The organism is Streptomyces sp. NPDC051315 (assembly GCF_044455165.1).
Classification (GTDB): domain Bacteria; phylum Actinomycetota; class Actinomycetes; order Streptomycetales; family Streptomycetaceae; genus Streptomyces.
On record NZ_JBITEN010000019.1, the window covers coordinates 95,897 to 117,770 of the forward strand.

The 21,874-nt window shown below is 72.2% G+C and carries 20 protein-coding genes and 1 riboswitch; of the genes, 15 read left to right on the forward strand and 5 right to left on the reverse strand.

The features are described 5' to 3' along the window. Window positions 1-112 precede the first annotated feature (112 nt). Window positions 113-1,465 carry an ROK family transcriptional regulator gene (locus ACIBBD_RS30635; protein WP_399422810.1) on the forward strand — a complete coding sequence of 451 codons (1,353 nt, stop codon included), beginning with the start codon at window positions 113-115 and terminating at the stop codon, window positions 1,463-1,465. 60 nt (window positions 1,466-1,525) lie between these two features. Here the strand turns inward: ACIBBD_RS30635 and ACIBBD_RS30640 are convergent, their stop codons facing one another. Together ACIBBD_RS30640 and ACIBBD_RS30645 are read right to left on the reverse strand one after the other, a co-directional pair. After that, a complete protein-coding gene (locus tag ACIBBD_RS30640; RefSeq protein ID WP_399422811.1) occupies window positions 1,526-2,269 on the reverse strand; it encodes an SDR family oxidoreductase in 744 nt (247 codons plus the stop codon). Window positions 2,270-2,568: 299 nt separating this feature from the next. Beyond that, on the reverse strand, window positions 2,569-4,944 hold the full coding sequence (locus ACIBBD_RS30645; protein ID WP_399422812.1) for a chitinase C-terminal domain-containing protein: 2,376 nt from the start codon (window positions 4,942-4,944) through the stop codon (window positions 2,569-2,571). A 214-nt stretch (window positions 4,945-5,158) separates the two neighbouring features. After that, window positions 5,159-5,289: riboswitch (FMN riboswitch) on the forward strand. 145 nt (window positions 5,290-5,434) lie between these two features. Between ACIBBD_RS30645 and ACIBBD_RS30650 the strand changes: the two genes are divergently transcribed. From ACIBBD_RS30650 to ACIBBD_RS30690, 9 genes are all read left to right on the forward strand, one after another. Continuing rightward, entirely contained in the window at window positions 5,435-6,046 is a 612-nt protein-coding gene (locus ACIBBD_RS30650) for a riboflavin synthase (RefSeq protein ID WP_399422813.1), read from the forward strand. Continuing rightward, the gene (locus tag ACIBBD_RS30655) at window positions 6,043-6,684 is read left to right on the forward strand and encodes a nicotinamide riboside transporter PnuC (protein ID WP_399422814.1); all 642 of its coding nucleotides are present in this window, start codon (window positions 6,043-6,045) and stop codon (window positions 6,682-6,684) included. The genes ACIBBD_RS30650 and ACIBBD_RS30655 overlap by 4 nt, the downstream gene beginning before the upstream one ends. Further along, on the forward strand, window positions 6,681-7,970 hold the full coding sequence (locus ACIBBD_RS30660) for a bifunctional 3,4-dihydroxy-2-butanone-4-phosphate synthase/GTP cyclohydrolase II (protein WP_399422815.1): 1,290 nt from the start codon (window positions 6,681-6,683) through the stop codon (window positions 7,968-7,970). The genes ACIBBD_RS30655 and ACIBBD_RS30660 overlap by 4 nt, the downstream gene beginning before the upstream one ends. Window positions 7,971-8,006: 36 nt before the next feature. Further along, window positions 8,007-8,492, forward strand: a complete 486-nt coding sequence (gene ribH / locus ACIBBD_RS30665; protein ID WP_004002733.1) for a 6,7-dimethyl-8-ribityllumazine synthase — start codon at window positions 8,007-8,009, stop codon at window positions 8,490-8,492. Window positions 8,493-8,526: 34 nt separating this feature from the next. Continuing rightward, the gene (locus tag ACIBBD_RS30670; RefSeq protein WP_399422816.1) at window positions 8,527-8,799 is read left to right on the forward strand and encodes a phosphoribosyl-ATP diphosphatase; all 273 of its coding nucleotides are present in this window, start codon (window positions 8,527-8,529) and stop codon (window positions 8,797-8,799) included. 45 nt (window positions 8,800-8,844) lie between these two features. Then, window positions 8,845-9,693 (forward strand): ATP phosphoribosyltransferase, encoded by an 849-nt coding sequence (hisG, locus tag ACIBBD_RS30675; RefSeq protein ID WP_399422817.1) that lies wholly within the window; start codon window positions 8,845-8,847, stop codon window positions 9,691-9,693. A gap of 39 nt (window positions 9,694-9,732) precedes the next feature. Further along, window positions 9,733-10,185 carry a PH domain-containing protein gene (locus tag ACIBBD_RS30680; RefSeq protein WP_399422818.1) on the forward strand — a complete coding sequence of 151 codons (453 nt, stop codon included), beginning with the start codon at window positions 9,733-9,735 and terminating at the stop codon, window positions 10,183-10,185. 236 nt (window positions 10,186-10,421) lie between these two features. Next, window positions 10,422-11,747 carry a hemolysin family protein gene (locus ACIBBD_RS30685; RefSeq protein WP_399422819.1) on the forward strand — a complete coding sequence of 442 codons (1,326 nt, stop codon included), beginning with the start codon at window positions 10,422-10,424 and terminating at the stop codon, window positions 11,745-11,747. Further along, window positions 11,744-12,841 (forward strand): hemolysin family protein, encoded by a 1,098-nt coding sequence (locus ACIBBD_RS30690; protein ID WP_399422820.1) that lies wholly within the window; start codon window positions 11,744-11,746, stop codon window positions 12,839-12,841. The genes ACIBBD_RS30685 and ACIBBD_RS30690 overlap by 4 nt, the downstream gene beginning before the upstream one ends. 61 nt (window positions 12,842-12,902) lie before the next feature. Here ACIBBD_RS30690 and ACIBBD_RS30695 read toward each other — a convergent pair whose 3' ends face one another. Next, window positions 12,903-14,768: an AAA family ATPase gene (locus ACIBBD_RS30695; protein ID WP_399422821.1), complete on the reverse strand. Its 1,866-nt coding sequence runs from the start codon at window positions 14,766-14,768 to the stop codon at window positions 12,903-12,905. A 440-nt stretch (window positions 14,769-15,208) separates the two neighbouring features. Next, on the reverse strand, window positions 15,209-15,829 hold the full coding sequence (locus ACIBBD_RS30700) for a uridine kinase (protein ID WP_399422867.1): 621 nt from the start codon (window positions 15,827-15,829) through the stop codon (window positions 15,209-15,211). Window positions 15,830-16,039: 210 nt separating this feature from the next. Between ACIBBD_RS30700 and ACIBBD_RS30705 the strand changes: the two genes are divergently transcribed. From ACIBBD_RS30705 to ACIBBD_RS30720, 4 genes are all read left to right on the forward strand, one after another. Then, window positions 16,040-17,440, forward strand: a complete 1,401-nt coding sequence (locus tag ACIBBD_RS30705; protein ID WP_399422822.1) for a peptidase C39 family protein — start codon at window positions 16,040-16,042, stop codon at window positions 17,438-17,440. 117 nt (window positions 17,441-17,557) lie between these two features. Continuing rightward, window positions 17,558-17,698: an SCO1431 family membrane protein gene (locus ACIBBD_RS30710; RefSeq protein ID WP_399422823.1), complete on the forward strand. Its 141-nt coding sequence runs from the start codon at window positions 17,558-17,560 to the stop codon at window positions 17,696-17,698. 96 nt (window positions 17,699-17,794) lie between these two features. Then, the gene (locus tag ACIBBD_RS30715) at window positions 17,795-18,457 is read left to right on the forward strand and encodes a TetR/AcrR family transcriptional regulator (protein WP_399422824.1); all 663 of its coding nucleotides are present in this window, start codon (window positions 17,795-17,797) and stop codon (window positions 18,455-18,457) included. Between the two features lie 344 nt (window positions 18,458-18,801). Next, window positions 18,802-19,974 carry an acyl-CoA dehydrogenase family protein gene (locus ACIBBD_RS30720; protein ID WP_399422825.1) on the forward strand — a complete coding sequence of 391 codons (1,173 nt, stop codon included), beginning with the start codon at window positions 18,802-18,804 and terminating at the stop codon, window positions 19,972-19,974. Window positions 19,975-20,692: 718 nt separating this feature from the next. Here ACIBBD_RS30720 and ACIBBD_RS30725 read toward each other — a convergent pair. Next, complete coding sequence (locus tag ACIBBD_RS30725) at window positions 20,693-21,151, reverse strand: hypothetical protein (protein ID WP_399422826.1); 459 nt, start codon at window positions 21,149-21,151, stop codon at window positions 20,693-20,695. Between the two features lie 274 nt (window positions 21,152-21,425). On the opposite strand from ACIBBD_RS30725, the gene ACIBBD_RS30730 reads away from it, so the two are divergent. Continuing rightward, window positions 21,426-21,866, forward strand: a complete 441-nt coding sequence (locus tag ACIBBD_RS30730) for an Lrp/AsnC family transcriptional regulator (RefSeq protein WP_189936412.1) — start codon at window positions 21,426-21,428, stop codon at window positions 21,864-21,866. The last annotated feature ends 8 nt before the right edge of the window (window positions 21,867-21,874 follow it).

A 21,874-nucleotide genomic window follows, 5' to 3' on the forward strand; every position in this document is an offset into this window, starting at 1 on the left:
GGTGCCGTCCTCTCCTCGGAGCGCACCGCCGACGTAAACTATCAGGAACCCTGCCTGATAAATAGAGGGCCGCCCGGGGCCACACCCGGCGCCCCGTGGGAGGATTCCGCGCATGCCCGCATCCCCGCGCACCGCCCGGGCCATCAACGACCGGCTCGCCCTGCGGCTGCTGCAGGACCGAGGCCCCCTGACGGCAGGGCAGTTGAAGCAGCTCACCGGCCTGTCCCGGCCGACCGTCGCCGACCTCGTCGAACGCCTCACCACCGCCGGTCTGATCGAGGTCGTCGGCGAGGCCGGCGAGCAGCGCCGCGGCCCCAACGCCAAGCTGTACGGCATCGTCGCCGACCGCGCCCACCTGGTCGCCCTGGACGTGCGCACGGAGGGCGTCGCGGTGCTCGTGTCCGACCTGGTCGGCCGGGTGCTCGCCGAGGCGTCCGTGCCGATCGGCGGCGACACCGGCACGGGCCCCGCCGTCGAGCGGGCGGTGACGCTGGTCGAGCGGGTGGTCAAGGAGGCCGGCGCCGACCGCCTGCACACCGTCGGGATCGGCGCGCCCGGCCTGATCGACCCCGCGAGCGGCGAACTGCGCGACTCCTCCGGCCTGCCGGCCTGGCACCGCCGCCTGGCCGCCGCCCTCCAGGAACGACTGCCCGAGGCCCGGGTCAGCGTCGAGAACGAGACCAACCTCGCCGCCCTCGCCGAACAGCGCGAGGGCGTCGCCCGGGACCGTGACACCTTCGTCCTGCTGTGGCTCGGCCACGGCACGGGCGCCGCCGTGGTCCTCGACGGCGCTCTGCGCCGCGGGGCCTCCGGCGGCACCGGCGAGATCGGCTTCCTGCCGGTGCCCGGCACGGGCGGACTGCCCTCGGCGACCGACTGCGAGGGCGGCTTCCACTCCCTCGCCGGGTCGGCGGCGATCGTCGCGCTGGCCGCGGAGCACGGACTCGAACCGAGCCCCGAGGGCGACGAACCTCGGGGGGCGGCTGCGGTGCGGGAGGCGGTGCTGACGGTGGGCGGGGGCCGTGGGGTGGAGGCCGGGCGCGGGGACGGCGCGGCGCCGGCGGCGCAGACCGGGGGCGAGGCGGCGTCCGGGCGCGCGGCGGGGCCCAGGACACCGCCCGGGGGCCCGGCGGAGCCGACGCCCGTGGCACCGCGCGAGGCGGACCCCGCACCGGACGCGGCACGGGCCGCCGCCGCCCGTTTCCTCGACGCCCTCGCCGATCGCCTCGCCCTCGGGGCCGCCTCCGTCGTGGCCGTCCTGGACCCCGGGTGCGTGGTGCTCGGGGGCGAGGTCGGGCGGGCCGGCGGGGAGGTGCTCGCGGCACGGGTGGAGGAGCGGCTGCGGCGGATGGCTCCCCCGCCCACGGAGGTACGACCGAGCGGCCTGGGCGGCGCCGCGGTGCTGCGCGGGGCGCTGCTCACGGCCCGCGAATCCGCGCAGGCCCAGCTGTTCGGCACCCCCTGACCGCGCTGCCGAGGACGCCCGACGGCCGCCCCGCACACCCCGGGCCGCGTCGGGCAGGCCCTAGCCGCGGAACCGCCTCGCCAGATACTCCTCGAAGGTCCCCTTGCCGGCCGCGAACTCCGGCGCCAGGTGCCCCCCGGCCCGGAACGCGCGGTAGGCCGCGCCGCCCAGCGGGACGTTCACCACCGCCCGCCGCTTGCCTGCCGCCGTGAGGTACGCGCGGGCCAGCGACTCGAGGGGACGGACCTCGGGTCCGGCCATGTCGTCGACCTGCCCCGCCGGTGCCCCGGCCGCCAGCTCCGCGAGCCGCTCCGCGACCTCCGCCACCTCCACGGGCTGGTCGCTCACCTCCGCCGGCAGCGGCATCACCGGCACCTTCGACAACGCCTCGAACAGCTGGACCAGCAGATCGTGGAACTGGGTCGCGCGCAGTACGGTCCAGCCCAGTCCCGACTCCGCCACGAGCCTCTCGACGGCGAGCTTGGACCGGTAGTAGCCGAACGGCACCCGGTCCACCCCGACGATCGAGATGTACACCAGGTGACCGACACCCGCCGTCCGCGCCGCCTCGATCAGACGCGCGGCGGCCGGCTCGTCACCCCCGCGCGGGGACGTGGCGCAGTGCACGACCGTGTCCACACCCGCCACGGCCGCGTCCAGTCCCGGTCCGCCCTCGCGCAGATCGACGGCGTACGGCTCGGTGTGCCGGCTCAGTACCCGCACCTCGTGCCCGTCCGCGCGCAGCCGCTCGGTGACGGGCCGTCCGAGGGTTCCGGTCCCGCCGGTCACCAGAATCGTGGTCATGCTGGTCAGCCCCTTCGCACGTGGGGCGCGCCGGTCGGAGCGCCCTTCGCCAGTGGAGACCGGGCAGCCCGCGCACACGTGACAGCTGTCCGCGCGAGGCGCTACGCCCGGCCGACCTGACGTCGTAGGAAGTCCAGCTTGTCAGGGTTCAGCACGGCCCATACGTCCGCGGTCGTCGTCTTGGCGTCACCCTGCCGGAACCGCGAGGTGGGAGGCCCGGCGGTGGGCAGGGCACGCGGGGTGGAAGGCCCGGCGGCGGGCAAGGGCCGTCGTCACCGCCGCCGGGCCGGTCTACCGGGTCAGCAGGATCCGAGGTCCTGCCACACCCCCCATTCGCCGGTGGTGCCGGGCTCCTCGCCCTTCGTCCACCACCTGGCCTTCCAGGAGTGCGCCCGGTGGGACACCACGCTGCCGCCGGTGTACTCCGTGGCGGAGTTCCAGGCCGCGGCCGTGCACTGCCCACCGGAAGAGGACGGAGAGGACGAAGGGGTTCCCGAAGGTGTGCCCGAGGGGCTCGCCGACGGGGTGCCCGACGGTGACGGGGTCGCCGTGCCCGGCTCCACCACCGTCACGCCCCGCGCCAGGTCGCCGGCGAGCGCGTACGTCCTCCCGCCGAACGTCACCGTCCAGTTCGACGGCGTCGACACCGGCAGGTAGTAGACGAAGTCCAGCTCCACCGACGCCCCCGGCGCCAGCGTCTGCCAGGCCGGCAGCTTCAGCGAGACCCGGTGGTGGTCGCCCTTGAGTCCGCCGACGTTGTTCCCCGTGTGATCGCTGCGGATCACCGAAGTCCCCCAGCCGGACTGGTCCTTGGCGTTGCCGGGCGCCGACGTGCCGTAGTCGAAGCGGAACTCGGTGCCGCCGGGCAGGGTCGCCGAGGTGTTGTTGGTGATCTTCAGCTTGGGGCTGATGGGGTAGTTGGAGTCGCCGAGCGGGAACTGCGCGAAGTCCACGTCGATCCGCACCGCCTGCGTGGGCAGCTCGACCGTCGACCGCGTCGCGCCGTAGGGGGACGCCGACTTGAACTTCTCGTACATCGCGGAGGTCAGTGTCGACCCCGGCTCGTACTGGCCCTCGGCCGCGTTCCAGCCGTAGTCGCCGGCCAGCTCCCACACCATCGTGCCGCCGATGCCCTGGTCGACGACGTAGTCCGCCTTGGCGTTGACGGACTGCTCGTCCTCGGTCGACAGGAAGACCTTCTTCTCGGCGTTCCACAGCCAGGGAGCGACCAGGGTGGAGTCGTACTTCCGCGTGTAGGTGCCGGTCAGACGGGTGCCGGCCGGGAAGCCGTACGCCGTCACGTAGTCCCCGACGATCCCCTTCTCCAGGTTCTTCGCGTGCCACATCGGGTTGGAACCCGCCGGCGACTCCTTGCCCTCGGTGTCGAGGTCGTGCCACAGGTTGTCGATGCCGACGGCGCCGTCACCGCACTTGGTGAGCCCGGACCCGGCCGGGCAGGTGGTCGAGGGCGCCCTGCCCCACAGCCCGTCGGTGCCGCCGGTGACGTTCCTGAATCCCCGGGTGTAATAGGGGAGTCCGATGTTGATCCGTCCGGCCGGCATCGAGCCACGGAAGTAGTGGTAGGCCCAGTCGGTGTTCAGATAACCGATTCCGCCGTACTGGGACGTGGAGTACACGCCGGCCGCGGCGAGTTCGGCGTCCTTTCCGTCGTCGAAGAGGGAGGCGTTCGGACCGACGTACTCGTTCCAGGCGCCGTGCAGGTCGTAGGACATGATGTTGACGTAGTCCAGGTATTTCTGGACCTGGAAGGTCTCCATGCCGCGCAGCAGATATCCGGACGAGGGCGCCGCCACCGACAGCAGATAGTGCCGGCCGTCCGCCGCGCCCGCCCGGTCGAGCTTCTCGCGGAGCGTCCTCATCAGGGCCGCGTAGCCCTTGACCAGGCCGGACCGACGGGCGTTGGAGAGGGGCCAGTCGAGCGGATGGCCCGCGTCCTTCATGGAGGTCGGGTACTCGTAGTCGATGTCGACGCCGTTGAAGCCGTACTTCCTGATGAAGTCCACCGCGGAATCGGCGAACGTGTCGATGCCCGCCTGGTTGACCGAGCCGTCGGCGTTCGTGGCCATCGAGTAGAAGCCGCCCGAGTTCACGCGCGTGCCGCTGTCGTCGAAGTAACCGCCGGTCTCCGCCCAGCCGCCCACCGAGATCAGCGTCTTGACGTCCGGGTGCCGCTTCTTGAATTTGTTCAGCAGGTTGAAGTGCCCCTTGTAGGGGAAACCCGGGTCCATTTCGGCGCCGGCCACGCCCGGCCAGGTCATCCCGGTCGCCGCGTTGGTGGTGCTGTCGGCGCCGACGGAGATCCGGTTGCTCCCGTCGATGTGCGCGAACGCGTAGTTGAGGTGGGTGACCTTGTCCCACGGGATGTCGGGGGCCAGGTAGGCGGGCGTGCCGTCCCTGCCGGTGCGCCAGCCGGTGAAGTAGCCGATCACGCGCCGCTGGTGGTCGGCGCCCATCCTCTCCCGGCCGGCCGAGTCGTAGACCGAGCAGTAGGGGACGTCGACGCCCGGCGTCGCGTACAGCCCGTCGGGGCGGCAGGAGCCCTGGTCGGCCGCGCGCGAGACGGTGGCCGGCAGGCCGGCGAGCAGCAGGCCCGTGATCGTGGCGGCGGCCGCGACCAGTGCGGATCTCGCCCGGTGTCGTGAAAGGGACAGCACAGTCGGTTCCTCTCCACGGAAGTTGCGCAGACCCTAGAGAGGACTAGACCAGTGCGTCAATAGGTATGGACCATTCTCAAGCGTGCCCCGGCGGCGGGGAGTTGGGCGCCAGAGGCCGGCCCGGCAAGTCCACCCCTACCGTCTGTGAGCCACCCCACACTCTTCGCCCGTATGGACGACGATCGGCCGTGGCACACTGGCCCTGTACCTAAAGCAGCGCACTCCGGGGTCGGTGAAAGTCCGAACCGGCGGTTACAGTCCGCGACCCGGTCGCTTCCAGCGGCCGGTTGACCAGGTGAAATTCCTGGACCGACGGTTAAAGTCCGGATGGGAGGCAGTGCGCGCGGGCGGGCATTCGTGCGCGCCGCCGTATGCGTACTCGTCCGCGGACGAGTCTGTCCGGCGTCGCCCCCGGTGTCCTCGCCCGTACTTTCTGTCGTCATCGACAGGCCCCGGAGTCCGTGCCCTACGAGGCAGGAGGACCCGGGAAGTGTTCACCGGAATCGTCGAAGAGCTGGGCGAGGTCACGGCCGTCGAGAACCTCGGCGACGCCTCCCGCTTCCGGCTGCGCGGACCCGTCGTCACCGAGGGCGCGAAGCACGGCGACTCCATCGCCGTGAACGGGGTCTGTCTCACCGTCGTCGACCACGAGGGCGACGAGTTCACCGCCGACGTCATGGCGGAGACCCTGAACCGCTCCAGCCTCGGCTCCCTCTCCGTCGGCTCCCGCGTCAACCTCGAACGGCCCACGGCCGTCGGCGCCCGCCTCGGCGGTCACATCGTCCAGGGCCACGTGGACGGCACCGGCCAGGTACTCGAACGCACGCCGTCCGAGCACTGGGAGATCGTCAGGATCTCGCTCCCCGCCGGCCTCGCCCGGTACGTCGTCGAGAAGGGCTCCATCACCGTCGACGGCATCAGCCTCACCGTCGTCGACGCCGGCCCCGACCACTTCACCGTCAGCCTCATCCCCACCACCCTCGCGCTGACCACCCTGGGCCTCAAGCAGCCCGGCGACCCGGTCAACCTCGAGGTGGACATCGTCGCCAAGTACGTCGAGCGCCTCCTCACCACGACGACCGCTCAGGGGGCCGCGCAGTGAACGCGCTGAACTCCGAGGCCTTCGTCCTCTTCGACCAGCACATCCTCTGGTCGGACATGATCGGCAACATCTTCGGCCTCGCGGCCCTCGCCCTCGGCTGGCGCCGGTCCATCTGGAGCTGGCCCGTGCAGTTCCTCTCCGGCCTCATCCTCTTCGGCGCGTTCTTCGGTCACCTGACCGGCAGCGCCGGCAAGCAGGCCGTCGTCATGGCCGTCGCGCTGTACGGCTGGTGGCAGTGGAGCCGCGACAAGGGCCGGACCGCGGACGGCCATATCGCACCCAGGTTCGCCACCTGGCCCGAGCGGGCGGCCATGCTCGCCGCCGCGGCCGTCGGCACGGTCGCCGTGGCCCTCCTCTTCAAGGCCTACCCCACCCTGTCCTGGGACCCCTGGCCGGACGCCTACATCTTCGTCGGCACCATCGTCGCCATGTACGCCCAGGCCCGCGGCATGGTCGAGTTCTGGTTCGCCTGGCTCCTCGTCGACCTCGTCGGCGTCCCCCTGAACTTCGCCAACGGCTACGCCTTCTCCGGCTTCGTCTACGTCATCTACGGCGCGCTCGTCCTGTGGGGCATGCGCGACTGGTGGCTGCGTTCCCGCCGGGGCCCGCAGCCCGCTCTGGAAGGAGCGCCGGCATGAGCGCCGCACCCATCCTGTACCGCACCGACGGCATCGAGGACTTCGCGCTCGACCCGGTCGAGCGGGCCATCGCCGACATCGCGGCCGGCCGGCCGGTCGTGGTCGTCGACGACGAGGACCGCGAGAACGAGGGCGACCTCGTCATCGCCGCCGAGAAGGCCACCCCCGAGATCGTCGCCTTCATGATGAGCGAGTGCCGCGGTCTGATCTGCGCCCCCATGGAGGGCGACGAGCTGGACCGGCTCCGGCTCCCGCAGATGGTCGACGACAACACCGAGTCGATGAAGACCGCGTTCACCGTCTCCGTCGACGCATCCGCCGCGCACGGCGTCACCACCGGCATCTCCGCCTCCGACCGCGCCACCACCCTCCAGCTCCTGGCGAGCGGTACCGCCGAGCCGACCGACCTGGTCCGCCCCGGCCACATCTTCCCGCTGCGCGCCAAGCCCGGCGGTGTGCTCGTCCGCGACGGCCACACCGAGGCCGCCGTCGACCTCGCCCGCCTCGCGGGCCTGCGCCCGGCCGGCGCGATCGTCGAGATCGCCGGCGAGGACGGCCGCATGCTGCGCCTGCCCGAACTCATCCCGTTCGCCCGCAAGCACGGCCTGACGATCATCTCCATCAAGGACCTGATCGCCTACCGCCGCACCGCCGAGCCCACCGTCCGCCGCGAGGCCGAGACCCGCCTGCCCACCGTCCACGGCACCTTCACCGCGTACGGCTACCGCTCCAGCGTCGACGGCGTCGAACACGTCGCCCTCGTCCACGGCGAGATCGGCGACGGCGAGGACGTCCTGGTCCGCGTCCACTCCGAATGCCTCACCGGCGACGTCTTCGCCTCCCTGCGCTGCGACTGCGGCCCCCAGCTCGACGCCTCCCTGGAGCGCATCCAGAGCGAGGGCCGGGGCGTGGTCGTCTACCTGCGCGGACACGAGGGCCGCGGCATCGGCCTGCTCTCCAAGCTGCGGGCGTACGAACTCCAGGAGCAGGGCCACGACACGCTCGACGCCAACCTGGAGCTGGGCCTGCCCGCCGACGCCCGGGACTACGCGGCCGGCGCCCAGATCCTCGAGGACCTCGGCGTGCGCAGCGTGCGGCTGATGACCAACAACCCGGAGAAGACCGACGCGCTGATGCGCCACGGCCTCAAGGTCGGCGCACGCGAGCCGATGCCCGTACAGGCGGGCGAGCACAACATCCGCTACCTGCGCACCAAGCGGGACCGGATGGGACACGACCTGCCCTGGCTGGACGCGGCCCCCGTGTCCCCCTGCGGCAACCAGTAAGCACAGTACGACAGCACGAAGGCACGAAGGAGAGACGTGAGCGGCAAGGGCGCACCGGAACTGTCCGTACGCAATGTGGGTGACCTCAGGGTCGCCGTCATCGCGGCCCAGTGGCACGAGAAGGTGATGGACGGTCTGGTCGACGGCGCCCTGCGCGCCCTGCACGACCTGGGCATCGACGAGCCGACCCTGCTGCGGGTCCCCGGCAGCTGGGAGCTCCCGGTCGTCGCCAAGGTCCTCGCCGGACGCGGCTACGACGCGATCGTCGCCCTCGGTGTGGTCATCCGCGGCGGCACCCCCCACTTCGAGTACGTGTGCCAGGGCGTCACCCAGGGCCTCACCCAGGTCTCCGTCGACACCGGTGTCCCTGTCGGCTTCGGCGTCCTCACCTGCGACACCGAGGAGCAGGCCCTGGACCGGGCCGGCATCGAGGGCTCCAGCGAGGACAAGGGCCACGAGGCGGTGACGGCGGCGGTCGCGACCGCGGCCACCCTCCGCTCAGTATCCGAACCGTGGCGTTAGACCGGTCGGCACAACGCGTAAAGTGGGCGCCACCATGTCCAAGAAGACGTTCGAGGAGCTCTTCACCGAGCTCCAGCAGAAGGCCGCCACCGGCGACCCCGCCACTTCCCGCACCGCCGAACTGGTCGAGAAGGGCGTCCATGCCATCGGCAAGAAGGTCGTCGAGGAGGCCGCCGAGGTCTGGATGGCCGCCGAGTACGAGAGCAAGGACGCGGCCGCCGAGGAGATCTCGCAGTTGCTGTACCACGTCCAGGTGATGATGGTCGCCCGCGGGATCTCCCTGGACGACGTCTACGCCCACCTCTGAGCCGCACCGCACCCCCTTTCCGTACGAACGAAGGAAGCTCGCCTCATGCTGCGCATCGCCGTCCCCAACAAGGGTTCACTGTCCGGCCCTGCGGCGGAGATGCTGCATGAGGCCGGCTACCAGCAGCGCCGCGAGTCCAAGGAGCTGCGCATCGTCGACCCGGAGAACGAGGTCGAGTTCTTCTACCTCCGCCCCCGCGACATCGCGATCTACGTCTCCTCCGGCCGCCTCGACATCGGCATCACCGGCCGCGACCTGCTCATCGACTCCGGCGCCAACGCCGAGGAGATCCTCCCGCTCGGCTTCGCCCGCTCCACCTTCCGCTACGCCACCAAGCCCGGCACGGCGAAGGGCGTGCAGGACCTCAACGGCATGACGGTCGCCACCTCCTACGAGGGAATCGTCGCCAAGCACCTCGCCGACCACGGCATCGACGCCTCCGTCGTCCACCTCGACGGCGCCGTCGAGACCGCCATCGAGCTCGGTGTCGCCGAGGTCATCGCGGACGTCGTCGAGACCGGCACCTCCCTGCGCAACGCGGGCCTGGAGGTCATCGGCGAGCCGATCATGAAGTCCGAGGCCGTCGTCATCCGCCGCACCGGCTCGGACGGCGAGGAACCCAAGGTGCAGCAGTTCCTGCGCCGCCTGCAGGGCGTCCTCGTCGCCCGGACCTACGTGATGATGGACTACGACTGCCGCGTCGAGCAGCTGGAGAAGGCCGTCGCGCTCACCCCGGGCCTGGAGTCGCCGACCGTCTCCCCGTTGCACAACGAGGGCTGGGTCGCCGTCCGCGCCATGGTCCCCGCCAAGGAAGCCCAGCGGGTCATGGACGACCTCTACGACATCGGCGCCCGCGCCATCCTGACCACGGCCATCCACGCCTGCCGTCTCTGAGACCGCAGCCGTGTCCGACCGTCTCTGAGAGCCGCAGCCATGTCCGACCTTCCCGCCCTGCCCGTCACGTTCCGGCCGGGCCGCACCCGCGCGGTGCTGCTCACCGCCGGCGTGGTGATCTTCGTCGTCATCTCGGCCATCTCGCTGCTCCTGGAGCTCGGTCCGGGGGAGCGGCTCAGCTTCATCGTGACCGGCGGCCTCATCTTCTGGGTGCTGGCCCGGCTCGCCCGGGTCCGGGTCGTGGCCGACGAATCGGGTGTCACCGTCGTGAACATCGCCGGCAGGAGGCGCCTGGACTGGGCGGAGATCCTCCGGGTGAACCTCCGTCCGGGCGACCCCTGGGTGTTCCTCGACCTCAGTGACGGCACCAGCCTGCCCGCGCTCGGCATCCAGCCGGGCATCGCCAAGGAGCGTGCCATCGCCGACGCGCGCACGCTGCGCACCCTCGTCGAGGCCCGCTCCGTCCGCGACCCCGAGCAAGATCAGGGCTGACTCGGGGCCGTCCACCCTGACGCAGAAGCCCGTGTCTTGATTAATCTGGTGGCGGAGACGTGTCCCTTGCGTCTCCGCCCCTGTCGTGCCGTGCCCGGCGCACAGGGGTTCCTGCTACCCGAGGAGTGACGCTCTCCGGCGATGGACGGATCGTCCTGTAGTACCTGCGCCGCCCCCTGCCGACATGGCGCGGACCGAGACCTCTCGGCCCGCGGCTCTGCGGAGGCGGCGGCATCATGACCACCCCCCTGCTGCTCCTGGCAGCCGCGTTCCTGCTGATTCTCGCCAACGGCTTCTTCGTGGCCGCCGAGTTCGGCCTCGTCACCGTCGAGCGCCCGGACGCCGAGAAGGCCGCCGCCGAGGGCGACAGACGAGCCCGTACGGTCGTCGAGTCGCTCAAGGAGCTGTCCTTCCAGCTCTCCGGCACCCAGCTCGGCATCACCATCACCTCCCTCGTCGTCGGCATGCTCGCCGAACCCGCGCTCGCGGAGCTGCTCCACGGCCCGTTCACCGCGATCGGTATCCCCGAGGGCGCCGTCTCCGGTGTCGCCGTCGCCGTCGGCATGCTGCTGGCCTCCGCCGTGCAGATGGTGATCGGCGAACTCGTCCCCAAGAACTGGGCGGTGTCCAGGCCGATGCAGGTCGCGCGCTTCGTCGCCGGCCCGCAGTACGCCTTCGCCCGCCTGTTCCGGCCGGTCATCGCCGGCCTGAACGCCGTCGCCAACCACCTCGTGCGCGCCCTGGGCGTCGAGCCCACCGAGGAGCTGGCCTCCGCCCGCACCCCCGGCGAACTCGTCTCCCTGGCCCGGCACTCCGCCCAGGCGGGCACCCTCGAACAGGACACGGCCGACCTCTTCGTGCGGACCCTGTCCCTGGCCGAGCTGACCGCGCAGCACGTCATGACCCCGCGTGTGAAGGTCAGCTCCCTGCAGGTGTCCGCCACCGCCGAGGACGTGGTCAACCTGACCCGGGCCACCGGCCTGTCCCGCTTCCCGGTCTACCGCGAGAAGATCGACGAGATCGTCGGCATGGTCCATCTCAAGGACGCCCTCGCCGTCCCCGTCCACGACCGGCTGCGTACCCCGGTCGGCCGTATCGCCCGTCCGGCGCTGCTCGTCCCCGAGACCCTCCCCGTCCAGCCCTTGCTGGCCCGGCTGCGCAGCGAGCAGCCCATCGCCGTCGTCGTCGACGAGTACGGCGGCACGGCCGGCGTGGTGACCCTGGAGGACATCGTCGAGGAGATCGTCGGCGAGGTCCGCGACGAGCACGACGGCCTGGACACCCCCGAACTCGCTGCCGCCCCGCCCGAGGACGGCCGGCCCGCCTGGGACGTCGACGGCCGCTGCCGTGTCGACACCCTGCTGCGCATAGGCCTCGACGTGCCGGAGGGGCCGTACGAGACGGTCGCCGGGCTCGTCGCCGACCTGCTCGGCCGCATCCCGGCCGTCGGTGACCGGGCCGAGCTGCCCGGCTGGCGCCTGTCGGTGCGCCGCGTCGGCCACTACCGGGCCGAACGGGTCCGGCTGGTGCGCACCGGCGCGGTCGTGGAGGTCGCCCGATGAGCGTCCTCCAACTCGCCTTCGCGGCCCTGCTGGTGCTCGCGAACGGCTTCTTCGTCGGCGCGGAGTTCGCCCTGGTCTCGGTGCGCCGCAGCCAGATCGAGCCGCTCGCCACGGCCCGGGCCCGTCAGGTCCTCCACGGTCTGGAACACCTGCCCCAGATGATGGCCGCGGCCCAGTTCGGCATCACCGTCTGCTCCCTCACCCTGGGCGCGGTCGCCGAACCCACGGTCGCGCACCTGCTGGAGCCGGTCTTCGCGTGGATCCACCTGCCGCACGGCATGATCCACCCGCTGGGCTATGTCATCGCGCTGGCGGTCGTGGTCTTCCTCCACCTCGTCATCGGCGAGATGGTCCCGAAGAACCTCGCCATGGCGGCCCCGGAGAAGGCCGCGCTGTGGCTCAGCCCCGGCCTGGTCTACTTCGCCCGCTTCTGCCGTCCGATCACCGTCGCCCTCGGCGCCTGCGCCCAGGGCATCCTGCGCCTCTTCCGCGTCGAGCCGAAGGACGAGGTGGAGGCGGTCTTCACCAGCGAGCAGCTCAACCGGCTGGTGGAGGACTCCGGTCAGGCGGGTCTGCTCGACCCCGAGGAGCAGGAGCGGCTGGAGGACGCGCTGGAGCTGGGCTCCCGCCCGGTGACGGACGTGCTGCTGAGGCGCGAGTCGCTGGTGACGGTGAGTCCCGCGGTCACCCCCGGCGAGATCGTCGGCCTCACGGCCCGCACCGGTTACTCCCGCTTCCCGGTCGCCGCGGAGAACGGCGCCTTCATGGGCTACCTGCATGTGAAGGACGTCCTCGACCTGGAGGACTCCGACCGGGCGGTCCCGCAGCAGGTGTGGCGCCCGATGACGACACTCCGCTCGGAGCTGCCGCTCGACGACGCGCTGACTGTCATGCGCAGGGCGGCAACCCATCTGGCCCAGGTCGCCGACGCCTCGGGCAAGGTGCTGGGCCTGGTCGCGCTGGAGGACGTACTGGAGCTGCTGGTGGGCGAGGTACGGGATCCGGCGCACCGGCAGACGGCGAGCGCCACGACCGAGGTCAGGCTGGCCGAGCCGCAGGTGAGCGGGGCGCCGGAGGAGGTCCTGGCGAGCTAGGCGTCGCTCCGCGCCGGTGCGGGCGGGTGGATTCCGCCCGCCCGCACCGGCGGCCGGCGCCTCACATCGCCGACGGGTCCTGCGGCCCCCGCCCCGACAGCACCTCGCCGTAGGCCTGCATCAGATCCGGCAACCGCAGCGTCGACAGGTCGTCCCGCGACAGCGTCCCCGGGTAGGTCGACAACCGCAGATCCCGGTAGGCGCAGCTCTTCTCGTACAGCGTCCGCAGGAACCGCCCGTTCCCCAACTCGTCGATCCACCCCTGGTCCACCACGTGTCCGGCGATCGACCGCAGCTCGTCCAACGCCTCCTCGTCCCACACGTCGCCGTTCTCCGCTGCGAGCACCTCGCCGATCGAGGTGAGTTCGAGGGGCCGGTACGAGGGGAAGTCGACGCGGGTCGTGAAGCGGGACGACAGTCCGGGGTTCGCGGCGAGCAGGCGGTCCATGCCCTCCGGATAGCCGGCCAGGATCACCACCAGGTGGTCCCGGTTGTCCTCGGCCCGTTTCAGCAGCACTTGCAGGGCCTCGTCGCCGTACGCGTCGCCCTTGCCGTAGCCGGTGTTGGAGAGGGAGTAGGCCTCGTCGACGAAGAGCACGCCGCCCAGTGCGGAGTCGATCAGCTCGTTGGCCTTGACGGCTGTCTGCCCGAGGTACTCGCCGACCAGGTCGGCCCGCTGGGCCTCCACCAGGTGGTCGCCGCCGAGCAGGCCGAGCGCGTAGAAGACGCGGCCGAGGATGCGGGCCACGGTGGTCTTGCCGGTGCCGGACGGGCCGGAGAAGACGAAGTGCCGTTTGGGCGGCTGGACCGGGAGGCCCTGCCCGGCCCGCAGCCGGGCCATGTTGAGCTGGGCCGACAGCGCCTTGACCTGGCGCTTCACCGGCTCCAGACCCACCATGCGCTCCAGTTCGGCGAGCGCTTCCTCCAGCAGGGCGGGGTCGGTGGGCCCGGCGGGCAGCGCCGAGGGCACCAGCGTCTTCGCGCGCACCGCCGGATCGGTCACCGAGGGAAGGGGACCGACGGGCGGCAGGTCGGCGGGCTCGGTGAGCTTCAGGTCCCGCCCTTCCATGCCGAACAGCGGGTCGAGGGCGTCCGCACCGTCCCCGGTGTCCTGGCCGGCGCCGCTGAGCGTGATGGCGGCGAGGTCGGCGGGATCGTCGTAGCCGTCGCCCTCGGCGATCGCGGCGAGCCGGGCGGAGGTGTCCATGAAGGCGGGGTCGACGCGGTGGACGGCCCGGTAGAGGGGGAGGGCGGCCGCGGAACGGCCGGTGCCCTCGTGGGCCCGGGCCAGCCAGTACCGCAGCTCCTTGCGCTGCGGCTGCTCGCTGCGGCAGCGCATGAGCGCCGTCGACAGCAGCGGCTCGGCCTGCCCGTACATCTCCAGCCGCACCCGGGCCATGCCGCCGAACAGACCGGCCTCGATGCCGAGCAGGGGGTCGTCGAGGAGCGGGTCGGTGTGCCGGACGAGCTGTTCCCAGTCCTTGACCAGGTAGGCGCGGCAGGCGTGCAGGAAGCGGACCTGGTGGTCGGTGTCGACGGGCGGGAGCCCGGCGAGCGCCCGGTCCAGCTCGGGTACGTGCCGGCCGTCCAACCAGTGCGAGGCGTGCGCGAGGAGGAGGTCGCGGGGGCTCTCGAGGACCGGTTGCACCCACCAGCCCAGCCAGTACCAGGAGTTGAGGGTGCGCCGGTGCCGGGCGCGCTGTTCGCCGAAGCGGTCACGGTGCCGGAACATCCTGAGCAGCGCGGTCGTCGTGTCGACGCGCAGCGCGTGCAGCCCGAGCCAGCCGTCGGCCATGCCCGGGTCGATCCGCACCGCGGTGCGGAACTCCTCCTCCGCCTGCGGATAGGCGCCCATGGTGTAGGCGTCCACGCCTCGCAGCCAGGCCAGGTCGGCCGGGGCCTCGGGGCCCGGCGTGCCGAAATCCATCACGTCCCCCACAAACCGTGCCCCCGTCGGTATGCCGCGGGGCTGTCGCCCACCGGCTGCCTTGGTCGAACCGCTGTGCCGCGGACCGGAGTTGCAAGGTGCGCGCAGCAGCTGTCCGTAGGTCGCACCGAGGGCATCGTACCCGCGGGGTGTCGCCCGCCGAAGGGTGCCGCACGGGCCGTTTGACGAGGTGGGAGCAGAGGGGGCGCACCGCGCACGGTGACCCTCAGTGAGCGGATCACGTCGCGTCGCGGTCGATGGGGCGCGGAGAGAGGGGCTGCGGGCAGAACGAAGCCCCCGATCACGGGGGAACAACCGGGGGCTTCGCGTCCTGGGGCGGCTTCGATTGCCGCACATTGAGAACGTAAGTCCTGTACGGGCCGCCGGTCAAGCCGAGTTGAGGCACTTGGCGAAGTTCGAACGCAAGGCTCTTCACACGTTCACCACATCGCGGGGGGTTCCTCACCGTGCGTGACACCGTGGTGCGGCCCGCGCGTTTCCATGGGCCCCGGCAGCACCTCGTACCCCTCCGGCAACTGCCGCACCAGAGTGTCGGCGTACGGCCTCGTCGGGTCTTCGGCGAAATGCAGTAGCTCGGCCCGGACCCATCCGTCCCAGAACTCCCTCTGTTCCTCCCCGTCCCGCGCGCGTCCGCGCGCCCAGGCCTCCTCGCGGGGCATCTCCATCCACAGCAGATGGGCGAGGTGCGGCCGCAGGGCACGGCGCCCCGCGCCGACGCCCTCGATCAGGATCACGGGGGCCGGGGGCAGCGGCCGGGGCGGGCCGAAACGCCTGGAGCGCCAGTCGTACGGGGCGTAGTGGGCGGTGGTGCCGTGGCGGAGGGGTTCGATCACCTGGGTCAGCAGCCGTCCGGTCCAGGCGAACAGCTCGTCGTGGCTCGCGAGGTCGTCGAGGTGGAGGACGGGCGGGTCGCCCAGTGCCCCGGCCAGCCGTCCCGCGAACGTCGACTTCCCCGAGCCGGCGTGGCCGTCGACGCCGATCAGACGGACCGGACCACAGGACGGGGGCAGGCGGCGGAGCCGGGTGGCGAGCTGGCGGATGGCGGTTCCTGGGGTGCGCGGGGGTGCGGGGCGCCAGTCTAGTGCGGTGCCTGCCGCCTGCCGCCGCTGGTCATGTCATTGGTCCACGCCCATGGTTCCCGGGCGTGGCACGGGCGGAGGTGCTGGCGGGGCCGGCCGCCTGCGTCCATAGTGGGCGCACACCGTGCACCGGACCCGCCCCGACTCGGACACCTTGGGGGTCTTCCGCCCATGAGCAGAGCCCGACAGCCGTCCCCCGGAGCCGATCGGCGCCCCGCCGGATCCGATCGGCCCTCCCGCCGGTCCCTCCTCACCGTCGCGGTCGCCGCAACTGTCGCCGGGGGCGCGGGTCCGGCGACCGCCGACGTGACCGGCGGTACGGGCTCCTCGGCGGCCCCGGCCCGGCCGGTCGACCACCGCTCCTGGACCACGTACGCCGACTGGCGCACCGGTACCGCGCGGGGCACCCGGGCCGTCGCGGGCGTCCGCCCGGGCCTGGTCATCGGCGCCCCGGCCGGCACCACCGACTACACCGACCCGCACACCGGCACCACCGCCGCATGGGAGTACGCGACCTGGACGTCCCCGGCCCACCGGCCGGCCGTCCCCTCGACCGAGGCGATCGTCTCCTGGAACGCCCACACCCCGGCCGGCACCTGGCTGCAGATCGAGTTGCGGGGCACCTACTCCGACGGCACGGACACGCCGTGGTACGTGATGGGGCGGTGGGCGGCCGGCGACCAGGACATCCGGCGGACCTCCGTCGACGACCAGTCCGACGGCAGGTCCACCGTCTGGACGGACACCCTCGCGCTGGACGACGCCTCCACCGGCCTGCGCCTCACCTCGTACCGCGTCCGCCTGACCCTCTACCGCAGGCCCGGCACGAAGCGCACGCCGACGGTGTGGCGGGTGGGGGCGATGGGGTCCGACATCCCGGACCGCTTCACGGTTTCGGCCTCCGTGCCCGGCCTCGCCCGGGAACTGAGCGTCCCGCGGTACTCGCAGGAGATCCACCTGGGCCAGTATCCCGAGTACGACAACGGCGGCGAGGCCTGGTGCAGCCCCACCTCCTCGCAGATGGTCATCGAGTACTGGGGCGGCCGCCTCACCCCCGAGCAGCTCGCCTGGGTCGACCCCGCGTACGCCGACCCGCAGGTGTGCCACGCGGCCCGGTACACCTACGACCACCAATACGCGGGCTGTGGGAACTGGCCGTTCAACGCGGCCTACGCGGCCACCTTCGACGATCTCCGGGGCGTGGTGACCCGGCTCACCTCCCTGACCGACCTGGAGACGCTGATCGCGGCCGGCATCCCGGTCATGACGTCACAGTCCTTCCTCGAGGAGGAGCTGACGGGCGCGGGGTACGGCACCTCCGGCCATCTGATGACGGTGATCGGGTTCACCGCGCAGGGGGACGTGATCGCCAACGACCCGTACTCGGCGACCAACGAGGCGGTGCGGCGCGTCTACCCGCGCCGGGAGTTCGAGAACGTCTGGCTGCGCACCAAGCGCCACGACGCGAGCGGCAAGGTCGTCTCCGGCACCGGGGGCGTCTGCTACCTCTACTTCCCGGCGCGTCTGAGCGCGCCCCGGCGCAGGGCGCTCGCGGCGGTGGGGGTGCGCTGAACGCGCGGCGGGAGACCCGGGGCCGCCCGCCGTGTGAGCAAGGTCTCGGCCGCAAAAGCCCTGACCGGTGGCAAGGTGGACAGTCCGGACCCTGTACCCCCGACCTAGCGAGACACCATGACCGCACATGCCGCCACCGCCGCCCGTACCCGCACCGGAGGTCCCCAGGACGACGGTCCGAAGATCTTCGAGCACGTCATGGGCTGGGTCCTCGTCGCGGTCGTCGCCATGCTCGTGACCCAGCTGGGACTGCTCTGACACGGGTGGCCGCGGACGTCCCGCACAGTGAGCTGACTCACCTTTCGACCTGACATACTGACGTCGTCCCGCCGACCGTTGAGACCAGGGTCGAAATTGAACAGCAGTCACCAGCGCGACGCCGTCCGCCCCCGGGCGCGCGGCACCGAGCGCTCGCTGGCCCGTCGCGCCGAACTCATCGCCATCGGGCGGAAGTTGTTCGCCGACACGTCCTACGACGCGCTCTCCATGGACGACATCGCCCGGCAGGCGCACGTCGCCAAGGGGCTGATCTACTACTACTTCCAGTCCAAGCGCGGCTACTACCTGGCGATCATCCAGGACTCCGTCGCCGACCTGGTCTCCTTCGCGGCGAGCGGCCTCGAGCTGCCCCAGGTGGACCGGGTGCACCGCACGATCGACAGCTACCTGCGCTTCGCCGAGCACCACCAGGCCGCCTACCGCACGATCGTCAGCGGCGGGGTCGGCTTCGACGCCGAGGTGCACGCCATCCGGGACGGGGTGCGCGAGGCGATCGTCGCGACCATCGCCGAGGGCGCGTACGGCCGCAGCGACATCCCCTCCGTGCCCCGCATCGCCCTGCTCGCCTGGGTGTGCGGTGTGGAGGGCGCCACCCTCGACTGGATCGACCGCCCCGACCTCACCCGCGAGACCGTGGGCGACCTCCTGGTGAAGACCCTGGGCGGCACGATGCGCGCCATTGAGGAGCTGGACCCCGCGTTCCCGGCGCCGAAGCCGGCCCGCCGGGACGACGGCTGACGCAGGACGGGTGAAGGGCCCCGTGCCGTGCACCCCGAGGCCCCTGACGCGCGCTGCCTGACGGCGGTGACCAGCTCACCGTCCGCGGTGTCGCCGCTCAGCTCCCAGAAGATCCTTCCGCCCCCGCGTAGTCCTCGTTACCGTCCTCCCACGTCTCCGGCGCCGGCCCGGTGGCCGTGCCGCCCGGCTTCGCCCGGGTGACGCCGCCCACGCGGGAGGAGGAACAGATCACTCGCTCAATGGCGCGGACCGACCCGGCGCTGCCCGCCCGTGCGGCAAGGGCGTCACGCGGGCATACTCACAGCGCCGAGCCGCCGGGCCGAGCCAGGGAGGAGATGGCCGCCATGCCCGATCCCGCCCCGCCACCGGTCGACCGCCTGCTGCCCACGGACGAGGCCCGCGACCTGCTCGACCTCGTCCGGGACATCGCCCGGCGAGAGATCGCCCCGACGGCCGCCGAGGAGGAGGCCGCCGGCCGCTTCCCGCGCGGGCTGTTCACCCTCCTGTCGGAGTCGGGACTGCTGGGCCTGCCCTACGACTCCGCGCACGGCGGCGGGGACCAGCCCTACGAGGTGTATCTCCAGGTCCTCGAGGAGCTCGCCGCCGCCCGCCTCACCGTCGGGCTCGGCGTCAGCGTCCACACCCTCGCCTGCTCCACGCTCGCCGTCCACGGCACCGAGGAGCAGCGGGCCGCGCACCTGCCGGGGATGCTCGGCGGCGGGCAACTCGGCGCGTACTGCCTCTCCGAGCCCACCTCCGGCTCGGACGCCGCCTCGCTGCGCACGCGGGCGGTGCGGGAGGGCGACCACTGGGTGATCACCGGCACGAAGGCCTGGATCACACACGGCGGCATCGCCGACTTCTACACGGTCATGGCACGCACCGGCGGCGAGGGACCGCGCGGGATCACGGCCTTCCTCGTGCCCGGTGACGCGGAGGGCGTCAGCGCCGCGCCGCCCGAGCGGAAGATGGGGCTGAAGGGCTCACCGACCGCCCAGGTCCACTTCGACGGCGTGCGGATCCCGGACGCGCGGCGCATCGGCGACGAGGGCGAGGGCTTCGCGATCGCCCTGACCGCGCTGGACTCCGGCCGGCTCGGGATCGCGGCCTGCGCCGTCGGCCTCGCCCAGGCCGCTCTGGACGAGGCGGTCGCCTACGCGAGACAGCGGCGGCAGTTCGGGCGGCCGATCGCCGACTTCCAGGGGCTGCGCTTCCTGCTCGCCGACATGGCGACCCGGATCGAGGCGGGCCGGGCCCTGTACCTGGCGGCGGCACGGCTGCGCGACGCCGGCCGGACGTTCGCGCCGCAGGCGGCCATGGCCAAGCTGCACTGCACCGACGCCGCGATGCAGGTCACCACCGACGCAGTCCAGGTCCTCGGCGGCTACGGCTACACCGCCGACTTCCCCGTCGAGCGCTACCTGCGCGAGGCCAAGGTCCTGCAGATCGTCGAGGGCACCAACCAGATCCAGCGGATGGTCATCGCCCGTCACCTAGTGGGTCCGGAGACCCGCTGAACTGCCCCGGCCGCACCAGCGGGGCCACCAGCCGCACCCACTCCGGGTCCTGCCGGCCCGGCAGGGTGCGGCCCCGGTCGGCCCAGGCGCGCATCATGTCGCGGTAGATCGGCGGGTCCTGCGCGCGCGGCGGAGTCGGCGGAACCGATTTTGCGGAGACCGGGACGAAGAGCTGGCGGTGACGCCCGGGCGCCGTCGAGTACGTGGGAGCCATACCGGGGCAACGCGAGCGCGCGAGGTCAGGTCACCGGATCGCGCGGTAGGGCGTGAGTTCGGGATGTGCCCCCGTCTGTGCCCCTGCCCCCGTGCGGGCGGGCAACCCGGCCGCGAACGCGCCGTCGGCCGACAGCGGGTCCGCCGCGTCCACCGGACCCGGTGTCGGCCGACGCGCCCGCCGCTGGTCATCGGACCTGCCGCCGGCCACGGAACCCGCCGCCGGCCAGGAACCCGCCGCCGCGTCCGCCGGGGCAGCCGTCCGCCGCCGCGTCCGCCGGGGTGGTCCGCCGCCGCACCCGCCCGCCGACGGACCGCCCCGGCGTCACGGCCAAGTGCCCCTACGCAAGGCGGCGATGACCGCTCGGGCGAGGTCGTCGCGCCGGCGTCCGGCCGGGGATCGTGCCGGCCCGCCCGGGCACACCGAGCCCGCACCACGGCAGTCTGCGGGCCGTGGTGCAGGGCAGGTGCGGGAGGTGGGCCGGCTACCGACGGCCCAAGACGCTCAGGCGGCGTGGCGACGCATCGCCGGCACGCGCATCGGGCGCGAGCCCGGGCCGCCGACGTGCGAGAACGGCTGCATACGCCAGTCGAGACCCTGAGGGAGCGTCAGCAGGAGCGCGGTGTCCTGCTCCTGGGGCTCGAAGGACTCGTCCGCGGGGCGCGCCTCGGACGCCGCGCGTCCCGTACCGGCGCAGACCGTGAGCCCGAACGGGTTCCACGGCGAGGCGCACAGCGCGTGCTCCGGCAGGATCTCCTCGTCCGCGAGCAGCGCGATGGGCTGCGCGCAGTCCGGGCAGATCACCCGGTACATCTCGAAGGTGTCGTACGCGTCGAACTCGTCGGCGCCGTCGGTGTATTCGGCGTCGAGGCCGTCGGGTTCGACGCCCTCCGGCTCGGGTTCGACGACGACCGGCTGGAACCGCTTGGGCACGGTGCGACCAGGGCGCTTAAGACTCTGCATGGGATTCTCCCCCTCGGGCTGGGCCGTGAAGGCGCTGCGGCCTCGACCACAGCAAGCACTTCCCTGCCCGTCTCGGCGGTAATCACGAGAACATCACGAAGCCTTGACGTGGCCTGTGGCGTTCGTCACATGCCCTGCGCAGGTGCCTGCCCGGGCCCGCCCGGGTGGGGTCATCCGGACGGTGCGCGGCTGACGCCTGGCCACATCACGAACCGGTATGACCTGGGCTGCATAGGTATACGAAGAGATGGGGCGCCCTGTAAGTTCTTGCGTCATGGAGGAGCTGGACCGGCAAATCGTGCAGCTGCTCGTCAAGGACGGGCGGATGAGTTACACCGACCTGGGCAAGGCCACGGGCCTGTCCACGTCGGCCGTGCACCAGCGGGTGCGCCGGCTGGAACAGCGCGGCGTCATCCGGGGATACGCGGCCGTCGTCGACCCCGAGGCCGTCGGGCTGCCCCTGACCGCTTTCATCTCGGTGAAACCGTTCGACCCCAGCGCACCCGACGACATCGCCGACCGTCTCGCCGGGGTGCCCGAGATCGAGGCCTGCCACAGCGTGGCCGGCGACGAGAACTACATCCTCAAGGTGCGTGTGGCCACCCCGCACGAGCTGGAGGAGCTGCTGGGGCGGCTCCGGGCGCTCGCCGGGGTCTCGACGCGGACGACGGTCGTGCTGTCCACTCCGTACGAGGCCAGACCGCCGCGCATCTGAGGGGTCCG

What these genes read in the sequence shown, in the direction of transcription:
- hisG (WP_399422817.1), top strand. Translation starts at nt 8,845, where the DNA reads ATGCTGCGCATCGCCGTCCCCAACAAGGGTTCACTGTCCGGCCCTGCG.
- ACIBBD_RS30680 (WP_399422818.1), top strand. Translation starts at nt 9,733, where the DNA reads ATGTCCGACCTTCCCGCCCTGCCCGTCACGTTCCGGCCGGGCCGCACC.
- ACIBBD_RS30705 (WP_399422822.1), top strand. Translation starts at nt 16,040, where the DNA reads ATGAGCAGAGCCCGACAGCCGTCCCCCGGAGCCGATCGGCGCCCCGCC.
- ACIBBD_RS30710 (WP_399422823.1), top strand. Translation starts at nt 17,558, where the DNA reads ATGACCGCACATGCCGCCACCGCCGCCCGTACCCGCACCGGAGGTCCC.
- ACIBBD_RS30725 (WP_399422826.1), bottom strand. Translation starts at nt 21,151, where the DNA reads ATGCAGAGTCTTAAGCGCCCTGGTCGCACCGTGCCCAAGCGGTTCCAG.
- ACIBBD_RS30660 (WP_399422815.1), top strand. Translation starts at nt 6,681, where the DNA reads ATGAGCGCCGCACCCATCCTGTACCGCACCGACGGCATCGAGGACTTC.
- ACIBBD_RS30635 (WP_399422810.1), top strand. Translation starts at nt 113, where the DNA reads ATGCCCGCATCCCCGCGCACCGCCCGGGCCATCAACGACCGGCTCGCC.
- ACIBBD_RS30685 (WP_399422819.1), top strand. Translation starts at nt 10,422, where the DNA reads ATGACCACCCCCCTGCTGCTCCTGGCAGCCGCGTTCCTGCTGATTCTC.
- ACIBBD_RS30640 (WP_399422811.1), bottom strand. Translation starts at nt 2,269, where the DNA reads ATGACCACGATTCTGGTGACCGGCGGGACCGGAACCCTCGGACGGCCC.
- ACIBBD_RS30720 (WP_399422825.1), top strand. Translation starts at nt 18,802, where the DNA reads ATGCCCGATCCCGCCCCGCCACCGGTCGACCGCCTGCTGCCCACGGAC.
- ACIBBD_RS30690 (WP_399422820.1), top strand. Translation starts at nt 11,744, where the DNA reads ATGAGCGTCCTCCAACTCGCCTTCGCGGCCCTGCTGGTGCTCGCGAAC.
- ACIBBD_RS30670 (WP_399422816.1), top strand. Translation starts at nt 8,527, where the DNA reads ATGTCCAAGAAGACGTTCGAGGAGCTCTTCACCGAGCTCCAGCAGAAG.
- ACIBBD_RS30695 (WP_399422821.1), bottom strand. Translation starts at nt 14,768, where the DNA reads ATGGATTTCGGCACGCCGGGCCCCGAGGCCCCGGCCGACCTGGCCTGG.
- ACIBBD_RS30730 (WP_189936412.1), top strand. Translation starts at nt 21,426, where the DNA reads ATGGAGGAGCTGGACCGGCAAATCGTGCAGCTGCTCGTCAAGGACGGG.